At 76.3% G+C, this 18,156-nt stretch carries 15 protein-coding genes and 2 pseudogenes; 4 read left to right on the forward strand and 13 right to left on the reverse strand.

Going from position 1 to position 18,156, the window contains the following annotated elements:
• Positions 1–66 precede the first annotated feature (66 nt).
• Entirely contained in the window at positions 67–414 is a 348-nt protein-coding gene (locus HNR68_RS21135) for a CAP domain-containing protein (RefSeq protein WP_343050301.1), read from the forward strand.
• Positions 415–453: 39 nt separating this feature from the next.
• On the opposite strand, the gene HNR68_RS21140 is transcribed toward HNR68_RS21135, so the two are convergent.
• Positions 454–1,992 carry an acetyl-CoA acetyltransferase gene (locus tag HNR68_RS21140; protein ID WP_179723499.1) on the reverse strand — a complete coding sequence of 513 codons (1,539 nt, stop codon included), beginning with the start codon at positions 1,990–1,992 and terminating at the stop codon, positions 454–456.
• Between the two features lie 401 nt (positions 1,993–2,393).
• Between HNR68_RS21140 and HNR68_RS21145 the strand changes: the two genes are divergently transcribed.
• Entirely contained in the window at positions 2,394–3,461 is a 1,068-nt protein-coding gene (locus tag HNR68_RS21145) for an NAD-dependent epimerase/dehydratase family protein (RefSeq protein ID WP_179723500.1), read from the forward strand.
• Between the two features lie 186 nt (positions 3,462–3,647).
• Here the strand turns inward: HNR68_RS21145 and HNR68_RS21150 are convergent, their stop codons facing one another.
• From HNR68_RS21150 to HNR68_RS21205, 12 genes and pseudogenes are all read right to left on the reverse strand, one after another.
• Complete coding sequence (locus HNR68_RS21150) at positions 3,648–4,007, reverse strand: hypothetical protein (RefSeq protein WP_179723501.1); 360 nt, start codon at positions 4,005–4,007, stop codon at positions 3,648–3,650.
• Between the two features lie 166 nt (positions 4,008–4,173).
• Positions 4,174–5,484, reverse strand: a complete 1,311-nt coding sequence (locus HNR68_RS21155; protein ID WP_179723502.1) for a nucleotide sugar dehydrogenase — start codon at positions 5,482–5,484, stop codon at positions 4,174–4,176.
• Positions 5,485–5,500: 16 nt separating this feature from the next.
• Positions 5,501–6,277: a UDP-glucose 6-dehydrogenase gene (locus tag HNR68_RS21160; protein ID WP_179723503.1), complete on the reverse strand. Its 777-nt coding sequence runs from the start codon at positions 6,275–6,277 to the stop codon at positions 5,501–5,503.
• A gap of 16 nt (positions 6,278–6,293) precedes the next feature.
• Complete coding sequence (locus HNR68_RS21165) at positions 6,294–7,223, reverse strand: glycosyltransferase family 9 protein (RefSeq protein WP_380573888.1); 930 nt, start codon at positions 7,221–7,223, stop codon at positions 6,294–6,296.
• Positions 7,220–7,906 (reverse strand): SDR family oxidoreductase, encoded by a 687-nt coding sequence (locus tag HNR68_RS21170; protein WP_179723505.1) that lies wholly within the window; start codon positions 7,904–7,906, stop codon positions 7,220–7,222. The genes HNR68_RS21165 and HNR68_RS21170 overlap by 4 nt, the downstream gene beginning before the upstream one ends.
• A gap of 13 nt (positions 7,907–7,919) precedes the next feature.
• Positions 7,920–9,197: a PfkB family carbohydrate kinase gene (locus HNR68_RS21175; protein ID WP_343050302.1), complete on the reverse strand. Its 1,278-nt coding sequence runs from the start codon at positions 9,195–9,197 to the stop codon at positions 7,920–7,922.
• Positions 9,198–9,258: 61 nt separating this feature from the next.
• A complete protein-coding gene (locus HNR68_RS21180) occupies positions 9,259–9,834 on the reverse strand; it encodes an SIS domain-containing protein (protein ID WP_179723506.1) in 576 nt (191 codons plus the stop codon).
• Entirely contained in the window at positions 9,831–11,045 is a 1,215-nt protein-coding gene (locus HNR68_RS21185) for a glycosyltransferase (protein ID WP_179723507.1), read from the reverse strand. Before HNR68_RS21185 ends, HNR68_RS21180 begins: the two co-directional genes overlap by 4 nt.
• Positions 11,042–12,002: pseudogene (locus tag HNR68_RS21190) on the reverse strand (glycosyltransferase). Before HNR68_RS21190 ends, HNR68_RS21185 begins: the two are co-directional and overlap by 4 nt.
• Positions 11,999–13,016 (reverse strand): annotated as a pseudogene (locus HNR68_RS21195) (glycosyltransferase family 9 protein). Before HNR68_RS21195 ends, HNR68_RS21190 begins: the two co-directional pseudogenes overlap by 4 nt.
• Positions 13,013–14,521: an HAD-IIIA family hydrolase gene (locus tag HNR68_RS21200; RefSeq protein WP_179723508.1), complete on the reverse strand. Its 1,509-nt coding sequence runs from the start codon at positions 14,519–14,521 to the stop codon at positions 13,013–13,015. The pseudogene HNR68_RS21195 and the gene HNR68_RS21200 overlap by 4 nt, the downstream one beginning before the upstream one ends.
• Positions 14,518–16,155 carry a carbamoyltransferase C-terminal domain-containing protein gene (locus HNR68_RS21205; RefSeq protein ID WP_179723509.1) on the reverse strand — a complete coding sequence of 546 codons (1,638 nt, stop codon included), beginning with the start codon at positions 16,153–16,155 and terminating at the stop codon, positions 14,518–14,520. The genes HNR68_RS21200 and HNR68_RS21205 overlap by 4 nt, the downstream gene beginning before the upstream one ends.
• A 240-nt stretch (positions 16,156–16,395) precedes the next feature.
• Here HNR68_RS21205 and HNR68_RS21210 point away from each other — a divergent pair, with 240 nt between their 5' ends.
• Together HNR68_RS21210 and HNR68_RS21215 are read left to right on the forward strand one after the other, a co-directional pair.
• Positions 16,396–17,289, forward strand: coding sequence for a polysaccharide pyruvyl transferase family protein (locus HNR68_RS21210; protein ID WP_179723510.1), 894 nt, complete (start codon positions 16,396–16,398; stop codon positions 17,287–17,289).
• Entirely contained in the window at positions 17,286–18,152 is an 867-nt protein-coding gene (locus tag HNR68_RS21215) for a glycosyltransferase family 2 protein (RefSeq protein WP_179723511.1), read from the forward strand. Before HNR68_RS21210 ends, HNR68_RS21215 begins: the two co-directional genes overlap by 4 nt.
• The last annotated feature ends 4 nt before the right edge of the window (positions 18,153–18,156 follow it).

Genomic DNA, 18,156 nt, shown 5'->3' on the forward strand with positions numbered 1-18,156 from the left:
GTGCTGCTCGGATCCGCCGCGTGGGCCCCCGCCGCGACGGCGTCCGAGTCCCCCGAGGACCAGGTCGTGGCCCTGGTGAACGAGGCGCGGGCCAAGGTCGGCTGCAGCGCCGTCACGGTGGACCCCCGACTCACCCAGGCGGCGGCCGGGCACAGCGCCGACATGGCGAACCGCTCGTTCTTCGACCACACCAACCCCGACGGCGTGACCTTCGACCAGCGCATCAAGAACGCCGGCTACCCCGAGCCCGGCGCGGAGAACATCGCGCAGGGCCAGCGGACGGCCGCCGAGGTCATGGACGGCTGGATGGGGTCCGCGGGCCACCGGGCCAACATCGAGGACTGCTCGCTGAAGACCATCGGCGTCGCGGTCAGCGAGACCGGCAACTACTGGACCCAGGACTTCGGCCGCTGACCCGCTCCTGCGGCGACGTGGTGGGGCCGGTCCTGCCGGCTACCCGAGCGCGACCTGGTTGACCTCACCGGAGGCCCGCACGCGGACGCGGGCTCCGAGCGGTTCGCCGGCGGAGAGCAGGTCGAGCAACTCCTCGTCGTCGTCCCGCGCGACGGCGAGGAACCGGCGGTCGTCCCGCTCCAGGCGGCCGACGACGATCCCGGTGCGGCGACCGTCCCTGGCGTGCTTGACGGTGCAGGTCTCGATCGTCGCCCAGCCGTCGGCCGCCCTGGCCTGCTCGGGAGCGGGCCAGGCGTCCACCTCGGCCTGCAGCTCGGCGCTGCGGTCGGGCCGCCACTCGGCCGGCGTCGTCGAGTAGACGCCGACCGAGTACTTGCTCAGCGACCCGCCGTTGGCGCCGACGAAGCCGTGCGCGCCGGGCTCGGCGCGCATCCGGACAACGGTCTCGGCGATGGCGTGCATCGAGTAGTTGTTGCCCGCCCCGCCGAAGAAGGGCAGCCCACCGGTGAGCGTGAGCCCGCGCGGGTCGTCCGGCGCCAGCCCCAGCCCGTCGCAGATGGTGAACACCGCGATCGGGAAGCAGCTGTACAGGTCGAAGGTGGCCACGTCGGCGAGCGAGATGCCGGCGACCTCCAGCGCGTGCCGGGCCGCGAGCACCGCGGCGGGGCTGCGCGACAGGTCCGCGCGGTCCAGCAGGTCCCGCTCGCGCAGGTCCGCGTGCCCGTGCAGGAACACCCACTTCTCCTCGGGGACGCCGAGCCGGCGCGCCGCCGCCACCGACATCAGCAGCACCGCGGCACCCTGGTTGACCTGGTCGCGGGCCACCAGGAACCGCGGGTACGGGTCGGCGACCACCCGGTTGCGCTCGGTGGGCGTGCTCAGTTCGCGGGCGTCGCGCTCGACCGGGGCGGCGGCGTGCGGGTTGGCCGCGGCGACCGTGGTGAACGGGGCGAACAGCTCGCCCATCTGCCGCGCGTACTCCGCGCGGGACAGGCCGAGCCGGGCCCGGCGGGCGTTGTCGAACAGGGCGTACTGGCTCACGGGCTCGGTCAGCCCGTGCGCGGCCAGGTGCTCGGACACCAGGCCCTCGAGCCCGGGGCCGCGGTCCTCCAGGTCTCCCTCGACGTGCTCGGTGAAGTCCGGGGCGTCCGCGGTGCCCGCGAGGTGGCGGGCCGTCGAGATCGCCTCCGAGCCGAACACGAGCGCCACCTCCGACCCACCGGCCGCGATCGTCCCGGCCAGCTCGGTCACCAGGTGCTGCGGTGCCTGCCCGCCGACCACCTCCAGCACCGCGCGCCGCGGCGCGGCCCCGATCCGGCCGGCGACCGAGCGGGGGTAGTTGTTCGACCGGCCCAGCGGCGCCGTGGCACCGGGGATCGAGATCTCGAACTGGCGCACCCCGGCGACCGTGTCGATCGCGGCAGCCAGCCCGTCGGCCCCCGCGTCGGCCAGGGCCTCGCGGGCCGCCTCCGCGGCCAGGTCCACCGCCGACAGCCGCCGGTACCCGGGGTCGTCGACGCGCTCGGACGCCTGCCCGACCCCGACCACCACCGGGGTGCGGAGATCCAGTCCACCCATCGGTCCTCCTGCTCCGCCCGCGCTGCCCGCGCCGGACCGTCCTGCCGTGCCGACCGCCTCAACGAGCGCACCGGCCCGGCGCAACGGGTCGGCCCGGAGTTCGCCGTCCGGCCGGGGCCAGCTGCGGCCGTCACCGCTGAGCGCGGCACGCAGGACGACTCCCAGCGGACCTCCGCGAGGAGTCGCTCGCGTCCGGACGTCCTCCGTCGCGCACCGGGCGGTGCGCGGCAACGACTCTCGCGGACCGGACCGATCCGCCCCGCCCACCGGCACGCTGCCGAGTCCGCTGTGGACGCATCGCACGTCCCGGTCACGAGCCCGACGACTCCCGCGCCCGGTTTGCCCGGTCGGCACCGGGGGAACCGAAGGAGAACAGCTCCGTCGCGAGCGGGAGGTGTGTCATGGGAACGCCCAGCGGCCTGCGGCGCGTCGTGGTGGTCGGGGCGACCGGGAACATCGGCACCAGCGTGGTCGCCGCCCTCGACACCGACCCGACCGTCGGGGAGATCATCGCCCTGTCCCGCCGGGAACCCCCGGTCACCAGCAGCAAGGTCCGCTGGGAGCGGACCGAGGTCCAGGACGACGACCTCGTCGCGCGGTTCACCGGCGCCGACGCCGTGGTCCACCTGGCCTGGCTGTTCCAGCCGACCCACGACCCGGTCGTCACGTGGCGCAACAACGTCCTGGGCAGCATCCGGGTGTTCGACAGCGCCGCCGAAGCCGGCGTGCCGCGCCTGGTCCACGCCTCGTCGATCGCCGCCTACAGCCCGGCCGGGGGAGACCGGCCGGTGGGCGAGGTCTGGCCGACGCACGGCTGGCCCGGCTCCGCCTACAGCCGGGAGAAGGCCTACCTGGAGCGCTGCCTCGACGCCTTCCAGGCCCGGCACCCCGAGGTCGGGGTGGTGCGGATGCGCACCGCGTTCTGCTTCAAGCACGCCTCCGCCTCGCAGCAACGACGGCTGTTCCTGGGACCGCTCGTGGTCCAGCGGCTCGCCCGGCCGGAGCGCCTCCCGGCGCTGCCGATCCCGGCCGGGCTGCGGTTCCAAGCGGTGCACAGCGACGACGTCGGGGAGGCCTACCGGCTGGCCGTGCACGCCACGCAGGTCGGCGCCTTCAACGTGGCCGCGGACCCGCTCGTCGACGCGGAGGTGCTCGGGGAGCTCCTGGGCACGCGGACGGTGGACGTCTCGCCCAGGGCGGTGCGCACCGCCCTGGCCACGGCGTGGAACCTGCACCTCGTCCCGGCGTCCCCCGGTCTGTTCGACACCTTCATGCGGTTGCCGGTGATGGACACCTCCCGCGCCCGCGAGGAGCTCGGGTGGGCGCCGCAGCACAGCGCCACCGCCGCGGTGCAGGAGTTCCTGCGCGGTCTGCGGGAGGTCGCCGGCGGCCGGACACCGCCCCTGCGTGCCCGCATGCCCGGCGGACGCCGGTACGAGCTCAGCACGGGGGTCGGGCAGCGCCCGTGACGCCCGCGGTGGGGCGGGCTCGGCCTGCCCACCGCAGGCGCGCTACCCCCGACGCTGCGCACCACGGCGGGCGCTCGCACACCCCGAGCGCGATCGGCCGAGCCCTGGGGGCGGAGCCCCACCCCGACCAGGGCACGCACCCTCGCACCCGGGTACCCGGCGCACCCCGGCCCCACGCGACCGCGCTCACTCGCCCGGGTGGTCCGTGACGGTGTCCTCGTGCGCGTGCTGGGACTCCGACCAGTAGCTGCGCGCGTCGACCACGGCGGACGCCAGCACCTGGTTCAGGTGGCGCAGGTCCAGCGCCTCCTGCGGGTAGTCCTGGCTCGCGCGCGCGAACAGCTCGGCGCGGTCCACCTGCTCGATCTGCTCGACGAGCGTGCTCGTCAGGTGCTCGAGCGACTGGAGCACGCCGGCGAGCGCGGAGCCGTAGGCGGGCCAGTCCTCCTGCACGAGGTCCAGGCGGCGTTGGCGCGTCGCCGCGTTGTCGATCGCGTCCCGGGCAGCGTGGACCCCTTCGAGCGGGTGCGACTCGGCTCGCCCCATCGGTGCGCCCCCACGGCTCGTCGGTCCGGTGCGGAGTGCCGGGGCCGGCGGCTGACACCGCCCTGCGCGCACCGCGGCAGACGCCGCCGTGCTCGTCGCGACCGCCCTTCGTCTCCTCCGCTGGGGTATCCGGGTCGTGCGCCGAGTAGTCCTGCTGCGGAGGAGTTCACCCGCGGCCGACGCCGTGGACGACGGCGCCCGCGCGGCGCAGCACCGCCACGTCGACCGCGTTCCGGGTGTCCACGACCACCGGGCTCTCCGCCAGGTCCAGCACCTGCGACCAGTCCAGGTCGGTGAACTCCGGCCATTCGGTGAGCACCACGACGGCGCGCGCGCCCTTCACCGCCTGGTAGGGGTTGTCCACCACGGCGACCTCGGCGGGCAGCCCCCGTTCGTCACCGCGCAGCGCCGGGTCGAAGGCGACCAGCTCCGCGCCCTGCCGGGCCAGCTCCCCCGCGACCGCGACCGCCGGGGAGTCGCGCAGGTCGTCGGTGCCCGCCTTGAAGGCCAGGCCGAGCAGCCCCAACCGGACCCCGGCGACGCGACCACCGCAGGCGGCGACGACCTTGTCGACCGCCCGGCGCTGCTGCCGGCGGTTGGTCTCGACGGCGGCGCGGACCAGCGGCAGGTCGACGCCGACGGCCTCGGCGGTGTGCAGCAGGGCCGCGGTGTCCTTGGGCAGGCACGAGCCACCCCAGCCCGGTCCCGGCCGCAGGAAGGAGTTCGCGATCCGGTGGTCGTGGCCCAGGCACGTGGTGATGCCGGTGACGTCCGCCCCCACCCGCTCGCACAGCTCGGCCAGGTCGTTGACGTAGGACAGCTTGGTCGCCAGGAAGGAGTTCGCCGCGTACTTGACCACCTCGGCGGTGGCCGGGTCGGTGCGCACCACCGGCGCGTCCACCCCGGCGTAGAGCTCGGCGACCCGCTGCGCCGCCGCGTCGGCCGCGGCGCCCACGACGATCCGGTCCGGGGCGAGGAAGTCCTGCACGGCCCGGCCCTCGCGGAGGAACTCCGGGTTGCTCACCACGGCCACGTCGCCGCGCCCCACGAGCTCGGCCAGCCGCGCCGCCGTGCCGACCGGGACGGTCGACTTGGTCACCAGCAGGCCGTTCGCGGGCAGGTGCCCGCGCACCTCCCGGACGACCTCCGCCACCGCCGCCAGGTCCGCGCCCCCGTCAGCCGCCATCGGCGTGGGCAGGCACAGGAAGACGGCGTCCGCGTCGCGCACCGCCGACACCGAGGAGCGCGTGAAGCCCAGCCGTCCGGCGCTGATGCCGGCGCGGACGAGCTCGCCGAGACCGGGCTCCCGGATCCGCACCTCACCGCGGCGCAGCTCGGCCAGCTTGTCCCGGTCGGCGTCGCAGCACGTCACGTGGTGGCCGAGCGAGCACAGGCAGGCCCCGGTGGTCAGCCCGACGTAGCCGGTGCCGATGACCGCGATCCGGCGGTTCGGGGAGCGCTGCGTCGTGGGTTCCACACGGCCTCGCAACGGGTCACGGGCGCACGTCGAGCGCGCGGAAGGTGGGTGGGACGTCGTCCCCGGCCAGCGCCCGCAGGCGGGCGGCGCGGCGGCGCTGGCCGGGGTCGAGGCGGTCGGTCGCGGCGCAGGTGTGCGGTCGGCCGATCCGCTGGTCGACCCGCAGGCACTCCACGACGCTGCCCACGTCGGCGCCGACCGCGCGGCAGAAGCGCTCCAGCTCGGCGAAGAACTGCTGCTTCACCGCGCAGAGCCCGTCGCGCGCCGGGCCGACGAGGTCCGCGGTGCGCGGGTCCGCGCGCACCACCGGCGCGGGCACCGCGGCGTAGAGACCGGCGACCGCCTCGACGGCCGCCGGGTCGTCGGAGCCCAGCACGAGGCACTCCGGTGCGAGGAAGTCCCGCAGCGCGGACCCGCGCCGCAGGGTCAGCGGGTGGCTCACGAAGCGCAGGTCCGCCCGGCCGAGGGCGCTCGCCAGCGCCGGCGTCGACCCCCACGGCGGCAGGCAGCTGTTCACCACGGTGCCGCCGACCGCCGCGCGCCCGTCCAGCTCGCTGACCCGGTCCGCACCGCACACGAACACCGTCCGCGCCGCCGCGCCGGAGCACCGCAGGCGGCCGGAGCGCAGCAGGTCGGCGCACGCGTCGCCGAGGCCGGGTTCGGCGGACAGCTCCGCCCGCGGCAGCTCCGGGGAGCACGCCACCGCGTGGCCCAGCCACCCCAGCCCGGCCGCGACCGCGGCCGCGGTGCGCCCCTCCCCGCAGACGGCGATGGTCACCTCGTTCCCGCACATCGCTCCCCCACCGCGATCAGCCGGTCCCGACCAGGAGTCCCTCGACCGCCTCGATGACCCGGCCGGCGGACAGCGCCAGCAGGCCCGCGTCCGGTTCGGCGGCGAAGGTGTCGCCGTTCCGGCCGTGCCAGAGGGCGACGTGGCGGTCGTCGTCCGGCGGACCCCACAGCGCCGGGGACACCGGGCCGAACAGCACCACCGAGGGCGTGCGGAAGGCGGTGGCCAGGTGCGCGATGCCGGTGTCCCCGCAGACCACCAGCTTCGCGCCCGCGACCAGGCACGCCAGCTGCCACAGGCCGGTCGTGCCGGCCAGCACCGCGTCCGGCGGCAGCCCGCCCAGCTCGGCCACCCGCTGCGCGAGCACCCGCTCGTCCGCCGATCCCGTGACCACCACCGGGTTCCCGGTGTCCGCCGATCGCCGGGCCACCGCCGCGAAGCGCTCCACCGGCCAGCACCGCGCCCCGTGGCTGGCCCCCGGGTGCACGACCACGGCACCGGGCGCGAACTCCTCGGACGGTGGCGCCAGCCGCAGGTCGGTCGGGTCGGCGGCGATGCCGTGGTGCTCCAGCAGCCGGCACCAGCGCTGCACCTCGTGCAGGTCGCTGCGCCACTCGGGACCGGCGAGCCCCGGGAAGGCCGGGTGCCGGTGGGTGAGCAGGCGCCGCGGTCCCGTGCCGCACAGGGCGGACACCGACTCCGGGCCGCTGCCGTGCAGGTTGACCGCCACCTCGGGAGCGCCGTCCGACCAGGAGAACTCCCGCAGCCCCGGGGTCCGGTGCAGCGCGTCGACCTCCGGCAGCAGCGGCAGCAGCTGCTCCAGCGCGCGCGGGGCGGCGAGCACCAGCCGGTGCTCCGGGAAGTGCCGGCGCAGCCCGCGCAGCGCGGGCACGGCCGTGAGCAGGTCGCCCAGGCCGAGCGCCCGGAGCACGAGGGCGGTCGCCCTCACGGCCACGACGGCTCCTCCGAGTGGCACACCACCATCTCGCGCACCTCGCACCCGGGTGGCTGCCGCAGCGCGAAGACGACGGTCGCCGCCACGTCCGCCGGGTCGTTGAGCTTGGCGCCCGGCGGCGGCTTGTACTGCTCGTCGCGGCCGTCGAAGAACGCGGTGCGCATCCCGCCCGGCACGAGCAGCGTGACCCCGACGCGGCCGCTGGTCTCGGCGGCCAGCGCGCGGGTGAAGCCGACGACGCCGAACTTCGAAGCGCAGTAGGCGGTCGCGTCGCTGACCGCGCTGAGCCCGAGGGTGGACGCGCAGGTCACCACGGTGCCCCGCACCCGCTCCAGGTACGGCAGCGCGGCGCGCACCACGGCGGCGGTGCCGAGGAGGTTGACCTCGAGGACGCGTTCCCAGTCCTCCGCGGGCACCGACCCCAGCGTCCCGCAGCTGTCGACGCCGGCCGCGGTGAACACCGCGTCGAGCCCGCCGACCGAGTCGGCCAGCTCCCGCACCGCCCGCTCGGCCGCGCGGCGGTCGGCCAGGTCGACGCAGGCGTACTTCACCGGCGCCGAGGGCACCGCCCGGTCGAGCACCAGCGGCGTCCCGCCACCGGCGGCCACCGCCTCGACGGTCGCCGCGCCGAGACCGGACGCACCGCCGGTGATCAGCACGTTGCCCAGCTCTCTCATCCGTTCCTCCCGTTCAGGCCGGCAGTTGCAGGTCGCGCAGCATCCGGCTCGTCGAGTAGCCGTCCACCAGCGGGACGAGCACGGTCCGCCCGCCGTGGCGCTCGACCACGCGCGCCTCGGGCAGCTGCGAGAGCTCGTAGTCCCCGCCCTTGACCCAGACGTCCGGGCGGAGCCGGTCCAGCAGCGCGCACGGGGAGAGCTCGTCGAACACCTCCACCGCGTCCACGCACTCGAGCGCCTCGAGCAGGCACCGGCGGTCGTCGGCGCGCACCAGCGGACGCGGCGGTCCCTTGAGCCGCCGCACCGACTCGTCGGAGTTCATGCACACCACGAGCACGTCGCCGAACGTCCGGGCCCGGTTGAGCAGCTCGACGTGGCCCGGGTGCAGCAGGTCGAAGCACCCACCGGCGGCGACCACCCGGCCGCCCCACGCCCGGACCCGGTCCACGCGGTCCAACGACGAGCCGGTGCGCCGCGGCGGCGGGGGCTCGTCGCCGTTGCACGCCCACGCCCCGGCACCGCCCTCGGCCACGAAGCGGCTGGCGCAGTTCACGCCGTAGCGCACCGCTCGGCGCAGCGAGACCCCGCGCCCCAGGGCCAGGGTCGTGGCGACGGCGAAGCTGTCGCCCGCGCCGCAGACGTCGGGCGTGCTGCCGACCAGCTCGGGCGCGGGCAGCACCTCGCCCGGCGGGGCCAGCACGGCGCCGCCCGCGCCGAGGGTGATCGCCACCGCGCCGCACCCCCACCGCAGCCGCAGGGCGCTCGCCCCGTCCGCCGACGCCGAGCCCGCCCCCAGCAGCAGCGCCTCCGGTCGGTTGGGCACCACCAGGTCGGCGCGCGGCAGCGGTTCGCTGCCGCGGGGGTGCGGGTCCCACACCAGCGGGACGTCGGAGGGCAGCCGGGCCAGTTCCCGGCGCAGCCAGGAGTTGGCCGTGATGCCGCGCCCGTAGTCGGCGACCAGGACGGCGTCCGCGCTGCGCAGCGCCTCCAGCGGTCCCTCCCCCAGCGGCAGGTCCGGCACCGTCCCGTCCCCGGTGTCCAGGCGCACCAGCGACTGCCCGTCCGCGCGCACCCGGGTCTTGCTCGGCGTGCCCCCGGTGAACGGCGCGTCCAGCAGCACGCACCGCGCGGCCAGCACCCGGCCGAGCTCGCGGCCCGCGGAATCCCCGCTGCGGCCCGTGATCAGCGTGACGTCGGCGCCCTGGGCGTCGCCCAGGACGGCGGCCAGCGCGGCACCGCCCGGCCGGCACTTGCGGGCCCGTCGACCACCGGGACCGGGGCGTCGGGGCACAGGCGCTCCGCGCCGCCGGTCAGATCGACGTCCAGCATCGCGTCCCCGACGACCGCCAGCTTCACGGCTGCACCTCCGCGGGGCCGACGGTGAGCGCGTCGAACTCGGCGCACAGCGCGTGCACCAGCGCCAGGTGGATCTCCTGGACGGTGGCGACCTCGGCGGCCTCGACGCAGATCGCGTCGTCGCAGGTGGCGGCGAGGCTGTTCGGCGCGGGCCCGGTCAGCGCCCAGGCCCGCACCCCGATCTCCCGGGCGGTCTTGGCCGCGGCGATGACGTTGTGGCTGCGGCCGCTGGTGGACAGCGCGATGAGCACGTCCCCGGGCCTGCCGTGCGCCCGCACGCCCCGGGCGAAGACCTCCTGCTCCCCGTAGTCGTTGAGGATCGCGGTGAACGCGGAGGTGTCGGCGTGCAGCGGGATCGCCGCGTAGGGCCGGCGGTCGCGCAGGAAGCGCCCGGCCAGTTCGCCGCTCAGGTGCTGTGCCTCGGCCGCGCTGCCGCCGTTGCCGCACGTCAGCAACCTGCCGCCGCCCTCCAGCACGGTGACGAGCCGGCGGGCCCAGGCGCGGACCTTCGGAGCTGCTGCGCGGGTGCGGTCCGCGGTCGCGCTCAACGCGGTGAAGTGTTCCTCGATCACGGCGCTCCCCCTCCCGAAACGACCGTCGGAGCCGCCACCACCTGCCGGTAGACGACCTCGGTCTCCTGGACGAGCTTGTTCCAGTCGTAGCGCGAGCGGGCCCACTCGACCCCGGCCTCGCTCATCTCCTGCCGCCACCGCGGGCGGGCCAGCAGCTCCCGCACCGCCTCGGCCACCGCGGCGGGGTCGTGCGGGGGCACGCGCAGCCCGGTGCAGCCGTCGATGACCGTGTCCAGGTGCCCGCCGACCGCGCTGACCACCGGCGGCACGCCGCACGCCATCGCCTCCACCGGCACGGTCCCGAACGGCTCGTACCAGGGCACGCTGACGACCACGTCGACCGACCGGTACAGCTGCGGGGCCCGGTCGTGCTCGACCTGCCCCAGGAACCGGGTCCGGTCGGCCACCCCGGCCTCCAGGGCGACGGCCTCGAGGCGGGCGACCTCCGGGTCGCTGCTCCACTGGGCCGGCGGCGGTCCGCCGGCGATGAGCAGCTCCGCGTCCGGGACGTCGGCGAGCGCCCGGATGGCGATGTCGACGCCCTTGCGCTCGACGAGCCGGCCGATGCACAGGACCCGGGGGCGGGCGCGCACCGGGACGCCGCGCGGGTCCGGCCGGAACCTCGCCAGGTCGATGCCGCAGGGCACCACGGCGGCGCGCTCGGGTGGCAGCCCCATCTCGGCGAGCTCGGCGACCTCGTCGGAGCAGGTCGCGATCACCGCGTCGGCGCTGCGCGCGAGGTCGGCCTCGACGTCGATGCGCTCCGGCGGGCTGGTGTCCTCGGCTCCCTGGTGCCGTCTCTTGACCCGGCCCAGCGCGTGGAAGGTCTGCAGCACCGGCACCCCCGACCCGGCCGCGCCGCGCTGGGCCGCCAACCCGCTCATCCAGAAGTGCGCGTGCACGAGGTCGGGTGGGTCGTGCGCCCACCGCTTCGCCAGCTGCCGCCCGAACTCCTCCATGTAGGGCAGGAGGTGGTCCTTCGGGACGTGGGTCGGGGGACCGGCCGGCACGTGCTCGACGGTGAACCCGGCGCTGGTGCGCACGACCTGCGGCAGCGAGGTGTCGTCGCGTCGTGTGTGGACGACGACGTCGTGGCCGCGGCGGGCCAGCCCACCGGCCAGCTCCGCGACGTGGACGTTCTGCCCGCCCGCGTCCACGCCGCCGAGGGCCGCGAGCGGGCTCGCGTGCTCGGAGACCAGGTCGATCCTCATCTCGACACCTCCTGCAACAGCTCGTCCCAGTCGGCCAGGAAGCGCTCCAGCGAGTACCGGCGCAGCGCCGCGGTGCGCGCCGCCGCACCTGCTTCCCGGGCGAGGTCGAGGTCGGCGGTGAAGGCCGCGACGGCCTCGGCGAGCACCTGCGGACGCGTGGTGAGCACCCCGGCCGCCGGCGGGACCGCCTCGACCGCTTCGGTGCTGGCCAGCGCCACCACCGGCAGCCCCAGGTGCATCGCCTCCAGCAGCGCGAGCCCGAGGGAGGTCCAGCGGAACGGGTGCAGGTACACGCGGCGGGTGGCCAGCGCGGCGTGCATCTCGTGCTGCGGCAGGTCCTCGTGCGCGGTGATCCGCGGGGAACCGAGGTGCTGCGGCAGCTCGCGCACGCCCATGCCGAAGACGTCCAGCGGGGCGGCGTCCGCGCACCGCGGCAGCAGGTCGGTGCCGACCAGCCTGCCGCGCCGGAGCGGCTCGTTGATGACCGCCCCGGCCCGCGGGAGCTCCCCGGTGAAGCGGTGGCCGGGGTCGACGATGCCGTGCTCGATGACCGTGGTGGGTGCCCGCCCGCAGTCCCAGAAGACCTGGTTGAAGTGCGTCACGTGCCACCACCGGGACGTCGTCGCGGTCGGCGAGCGGGTGCCGGGTGGCCACCGCGGGACCGCGCGGGGTGTTGTGCTCGAGGTAGACCGCCGGGACGTCGGTGCCCGGGCGGCGGCCGAGCCACTTCTCGGTCAGCTCCACCTCGTGCGGCCGCTGGAGCACGACGACGTCGACGTCGGTGTCCCGCAGCTGGTCCGGCTCGACCTCCACGGCGCGGTCCGGCCAGTCGAAGGTCCGCGCCCGGCCGCGGCCGTCGGCGTCGCGGTTCGGCGTGACCGGAACCAGGTAGGTGTGCTGGCCGCGGACGAACGCCGTCGTCCACGACCCGTGCACGTGCCAGACCAGGACCCTCATGCCGCTCCCTCCCGCACCCGCTCCACCGCCGCGAGCACGTCGTCGGCGGTCACCCGCGACAGGCACGGGTGCCCGGGGACCGGGCAGACCCGCGCCCGGGTGTCGGCGCAGGGCGCGTGCTGGTCGCCGAGCAGGACGGTGGGCACGCCGTAGGGCGCCCACCGCGCCGCCCGCACGACCGGCGCGAACAGCGACACCACCGGTGTCCCGACCGCGGCCGCGAGGTGCGCCGGGCCGGTGTTCGGGGCGATGACGACGTCGGCGCCCGCGAGCACGGCGGCGAGCTGCGGCAGGTCGGTCCGCCCGCCCAGGTCCAGCGCGTCGGTCCCGGCGACCCGGGCGGTGAGCTCCCGCTCGGCGGCGGCGCCGGTGACCACCACCCGCCTGCCGGCCGCGGCCAGCGCGCGCACGAGCGCCGCGCACCGGGCGGCGGGCCACTGCCGTGCCGGGACCGACGCTCCCGGGTGCACCACCACGTACCCCGGCGCGCCGACCACGGTGGACACGTCGGGCAGCGGCTCCCGCACCCGGAGCCTGCCGTCGTCGCCGGGCGGCAGCGGGAACCCGGCCGCCGCGGCGAGGGACAGTGCGCGTTCGGCTTCCGGGGGGTCCCCGTCCACCCGGTGCCGGACGTCGAGCAGCGAACCCGGGTAGTCCTCGCTGATCGCGGCGATGCGCGGCACTCCGGCCAGCCGCAGCAGCAGCGCCAGCGGCAGCGGGGACTGGTGGAAGGAGGTGAGGACGACCGCGTCCGTGGGGCCGAACCGCCGGACCCGCGCCACAAGACCGTCCACATCGGACTCGGAGACCGGGCGGGGCTCCGGGTCGATCCACGGCGCGCACCACTCCACGACCTCGTCGACCCCCGGCAGCAGGTGCGCGCCCGCCGAGCCGCGCGGTCCGGCGAGCACGCAGACCCGGTCGGCGTGCGCGGCCACCGCCCGCACCGCCGGCCCCCGCGAGCAGCACGTCGCCGACGTTGTCCAGGCGCGCGACGAGGACCCGCCGGGTCATGTCGTCCTGCCCAGCATCCGCGCGACCGCGTCCTCGACCGTGGGCGCCACCTCCGCGGTGAGCAGCGCATCGGTGATCTCCTCGGGCCGCGTCCGGTCGGTGGGCACCAGGACCGCCCGCGCACCGGCGGCGGTCGCCGCCGCCACGTCCGCGCCGGTGTCGCCGATGACCACGCACTCCCCCGGCGGGACGCCCAGGTCCGCCGCGGCGCGCTCGACGAGCCCCGGTGCCGGTTTCCGGCAGTCGCAGCCGTCGTCCTCGCCGTGCACGCAGCACTGCCAGGTGTCGAACGGGCCCAGCTGGCGGCGCACCTCGGCGTTCACCGCGGCGAGGTCGTCCTCGGTCAGCAGCCCGCGCGCCACGCCGGACTGGTTGCTCACCACCCCGATCGGGACGCCGTCCACCCGCAGCCGGTCGAGCGCGGCGCGGACGCCGCGCTTCGGCCGCACCTGGGCCGGGTCGCCGTTGTAGGGGACGTCGTGGACGAGCGTGTCGTCCCGGTCGAACAGCACCGCGGCCGGCTTGCGCTGCCCGGCGCGGGCGGTGCGCCACTCCCCGCGCAGCCGGTGCCAGCACGCCGCCGGCGGGATGAGCACGCTGGTGACCAGCATCCGCGCGAGTTCCCCGGGCGCGCGCGGTCCGGGGGCGATGCGTCGCGTCGCGAACTCCGCGGTCAGCGCCAGCCACACCGCGGCGGCGGCCTTCGCCGTCGTGCGCCACCGCCGTCCCCGCCCGCACGCGGCGAGCGCGGCCGTGAGCCCGGCGACGGTGGTCGCGAGGTGCCGCCGGGTGCGCCCGGGGCCTTCCCCGATGCGCCGCCGCCACCGGGTGCCGTGCTTGCGGCGCATGATGGCGTTGTCGGCGTTGCCCGCCTGCGCCCGCACGCTCGCGAAGAACCCGGCGGCACGCACCGGGTGCTCGGTGGCCCGGCTCCCGGTGACCAGACGGTGGCCGGTCGCCTGCACCCGCAGCGCCAGGTCGGCGTCCTCGCGGAAGGCGCGGCGGAACCGCTCGTCGAAACCGCCGCAGCGCTCCAGGACCTCGCGCCGGTAGGCCATGTCCGCGGTGATCCACCACGCGTCGGCGAGCCCCGCGGTGCCGCGCTCCCAGTCGGTGGGGCGGCGGGATCCCGGCAGCGGCACGGTGATCGTGCCCTGGCACCCGGCCACGTCGGGCGGCACGTCGAGGTCGCCGACGAGCGACTTCCTCCACAGTGGACCGGGGACCACGTCGTCGTCGAGGAACACCACCCACTCGGCGTCCACACGGCGCCAGCCCTCGTTGCGCGCGGCCGCCGGACCGCGCCCGCCGGACCGGACGACCGCGCACGGCAGCGCCGTCTCCGGCAGGTCCAGCGGCGGCCCCGGTTCCGGGCGGTCGTCGACGACGACGACCTCGCGCGGCGCCGGGCCGCTGTCGGTGTCCAGCGCCCGGAGCAGGGCGCCGAGGCTGGGCCGCCCCGTCGTGGGGATCACGACGGCGTAGTCGAGGTGCTCCCCGCTCATCGCGCACCGCCGTGGCGCCGGACCGCGAAGGGCCCGAGGACCAGCAGGTCGATCGCCGAGGAGCCGAAGCACTCCAGCGCGTCGACCGGGCTGTCGACCATCGGGCGGCCCGCGGTGTTGAAGCTGGTGTTGACCAGCGTGGGCAGACCGGTGCGCTCGTGGAAGCGGTCCAGCAGCCGGGCCAGCAGCGGTTCCCGCTCCCGGTCGACGGTCTGCGGCCGGGCGGTCCCGTCGACGTGCACCGCGGCCGGGACGCGGTCCTGCCAGTCCGGTGCCACGTCGTGCACGAAGAGCATGTACGGGCTGGGCAGCGGTCCGCGGGAGAACAGCTCGCCCGCGCGTTCGGCCAGCGTCATGGGCGCCACCGGGCGGAACTGCTCGCGTCCCTTGATGTCGTTGAGCCGCTCGGCGTTCGCGGCGTGGCCGGGGTGCGCGAGCAGCGAGCGGTGCCCCAGCGCCCGCGGCCCGAACTCGCTGCGGCCCTGGAACCACCCGACCGCCTCGTCGCGCGCCAGCGCCTCGGCGGCCACGTCGGCGACGTCGTCGGGCCGCTCGTAGCGCACGTCGGCGGTCCGCAGCAGCGCTTCGACCTCCGCGTCGGACCACTCGCGGCCGAGGTCGGCGCCGGTCATCGGCTCGATCGGCTCGCCGTGCGCGGCGGCGACGTGCAGCGCCGCGCCCAGCGCGGTCCCCGCGTCACCGGCAGCGGGTTGCACCCACACCTCGCGGAAGGGACCCGCCGCGGCCAGGCGGGTGTTCGCCACGCAGTTCAGCGCGACCCCACCGGCCATCGCCAGCCGGTCCCGCCCCGTCCGGCGGTGCAGCCACCCGGCGAGGTCGAGCAGCACCTCCTCCAGGCGGGCCTGGACGCTGGCGGCCAGCTGGGCGTGCACCTCCTCGATCTCGGCGTCCGGCGCCCGGCGGGGCGCCCACCGCTGCCAGTCGATCGGGTCGACCTCGACGTGCCCGTCGCCGGTGCTCCGGACGAGCTCGGCGAAGTCCGGCAGGAACGTCGGTTTCGCGTAGGAGGCCAGCGCCATGACCTTGTACTCGTCGCTGGACCGGTGGAAGCCCAGGTGCTCGGTCAAGTCCTCGTACACCAGTCCGAGCGAGTGCGGCAGGGTCTGCGTCGCGTGCACCCGCAACTGCCCGTCGACGTACTCGCCGGCCAGGGCCGATGTGGACTCCCCGCGGCCGTCGAGGGTCAGCACCGCGCAGTCGCCGAGCGGCCCGGCCAGTCCGGCGGACGCCGCGTGCGCCTCGTGGTGCGGCACGAACCGCACGACCTCCGGGTCCAGCCCGGGCAGTGCGGTGCGCAGGAACTGCGGCGCGCGGAGCGCGAAGGTGGTGCGCAGGTGCTCCCACTTCGCGTCGACCCCGGGCAGCGCGTGGTCCACCAGGCTCGGGTCGTAGGAGTAGGCGACCGCGTCGAGGTCCGCGGGTGTGAGGCCGGCGTGGCGCAAGCACCACGCGGCCGCGAGCTCCGGTTGTTCCCACGCGGAGAAGGGGACCGGGCGCTTGCCGTGCTTGCGGCGGGAGAACCGCTCCTCCTCCGCCGCGGCGACGATGCGGCCGTCCACCACCAGAGCGGCTGCCGGATCGTGGAAAACGGCGTTGATCCCGAGGATGCGCACGGTTCCCCTCCCGTCGGCGATGGGTCACGCGCCGGGGCTGCCGCGGTCCGCGGCGGCCACAGCGCCCCGACCACATCGCTACCCTGCGAAGCGACCCTCAAACCTCGCGTGCCCGGAAACCCGTGCTGCAGCGGCGGTTCCTCGATCCACACCGGTCAGTCGTTCACCGTCCGGAGCCGACTGGCACGTGCGCGGCCGATCCCGGGTAGGCCGGTAGGACCCGGCAGGCGAGGAGGTCTCGTGCGTGTCCTGATCACCGGGTGGGCCAGCTTCCTGCACGGCGAAGCCACCGCGGGCGACGTGCTGAGCGCGCAGCACGTGGCGGCGGCGCTGACCGAACACGGGATCGACCACGACACCGCGTGGAGCCCGCGGTTCGCACCGCGCGCCCTGCACCTCGACGACGCGCGCCCGGAGGACTACACCCACCTCGTCTTCGTGTGCGGTCCCGCGCACGGCTGGCAGGTGCGCGAGCTGCACACCCGGTTCCCGGACTGCCACCGCGTCGCGGTGGGCGTGTCGGTGCTGCGGTCCGACGACCCCGCGGTGACCGGCTTCCACCGCGTCCTCCCGCGTGACGGGGCGGACACCGCCGCGGTCGACCTCGCCGCCCCGGTGGCGGTGCCGGGGACGGTCCCGGTCGTGGGCGTCGCGCTCGCCCCGGACCAGCCCGAGTACGGCGAGCGGCGCGCGCACGACGCGGTGCACCGGGCACTGCTGGACTGGCTCACCCGGCTCGACTGCGCCCGGCTGGAGCTGACCACCCGGCTGGCGATCGACGACTGGCGCTGCTGCGCCACCGCGGAGCAGTTCGGCGCGCTGGTCGACCGGGTCGACGTGGTGGTGACGACGCGGCTGCACGGACTGGTGTTCGGGTTGTCCCGCGGCAGGCCCGCGCTGGCGGTCGACCCGGTGCGCGGCGGCGGGAAGGTGTCCGCCCAAGCCGCCGCCTGGGGCTGGCCCGCGGTGGTCCGGCCGGAGGACCTCGACGACGCGGTGCTGGACCGGTGGTGGACCTGGTGCCGGTCCGACCGGGCGCGCGCGGCCGCGCAGGAGCACCGCGCGACCCGCTCTCCCCTGGTGCGGGCGGGGGTCGAACACCTCCTCGGCACCGGAGCGCTGGAGCACCGATGACGCGCGACACCACCGTCGTGATCGCCACGCGCGACCGGTGCGCGGAGCTCGACCGCACGCTGCGCCGGCTCAGCGCGCTGCGGCACCCGCCGCCGGTCGTCGTCGTGGACAACGCCTCCACGGACGGCACCGCGCGGCTGGTGGCCGAGCAGCACCCGCAGGTCGACCTGGTCCGCGCCCCGGAGAACCTCGGCGCCGCGGGGCGCAACCTGGGCGTCGACCGGGCGAGCACCAGCTACGTCGCCTTCAGCGACGACGACTCGTGGTGGGCCGAGGGGGCGCTCGACCGCGCCGAAGAGGTCTTCGCGGCGCACCCCGAGGTCGGGTTGGTCGCCGCGCGCACGCTCGTCGGGCCGGAGGAGCGCCTGGACCCGGTGAACGTGGCGATGGCGCGCTCCCCGCTGCCGACACCGGCCGGGCTGCCCGGGCCGCGCGTCCTCGGCTTCACCGCGTGCGCCGCGGTGGTCCGGCGCCGCGCGTTCCTGGCGGTCGGTGGCTTCAGCGCCACGCTCTTCTTCGGCGCCGAGGAGAAGCTGCTCGCCTACGACCTCGCGGCGACGGGCTGGGACCTGGTCTACGAGGCGCGCGTGCAGGCCCACCACCACCCGTCCACGGTGCGGGCCGCGCCCGAGGTGCGGCGGGCGCTGGAGGAGCGGAACAACCTGCTCATCGCGTGGATGCGCTACGCGCCGGGTGCGGCGCTGCACCGGACGTTCGCGGTGCTCCGCGCGTGTCCCACCGACGGGGCGAGCCGCCGCGCCCTGCGCGCGGCCGTGCGGCAGCTGCCGACCGCGCTCGCGCAGCGCAGGCAGCTGCCCGCACGGGTGATCCGGGAAGTCGACGTGCTGGAGGGGACGAGCTGACGAC

The sequence above is a fragment of the Saccharopolyspora hordei genome, from assembly GCF_013410345.1.
In the GTDB taxonomy this organism is placed as follows: Bacteria; Actinomycetota; Actinomycetes; order Mycobacteriales; family Pseudonocardiaceae; genus Saccharopolyspora; species Saccharopolyspora hordei.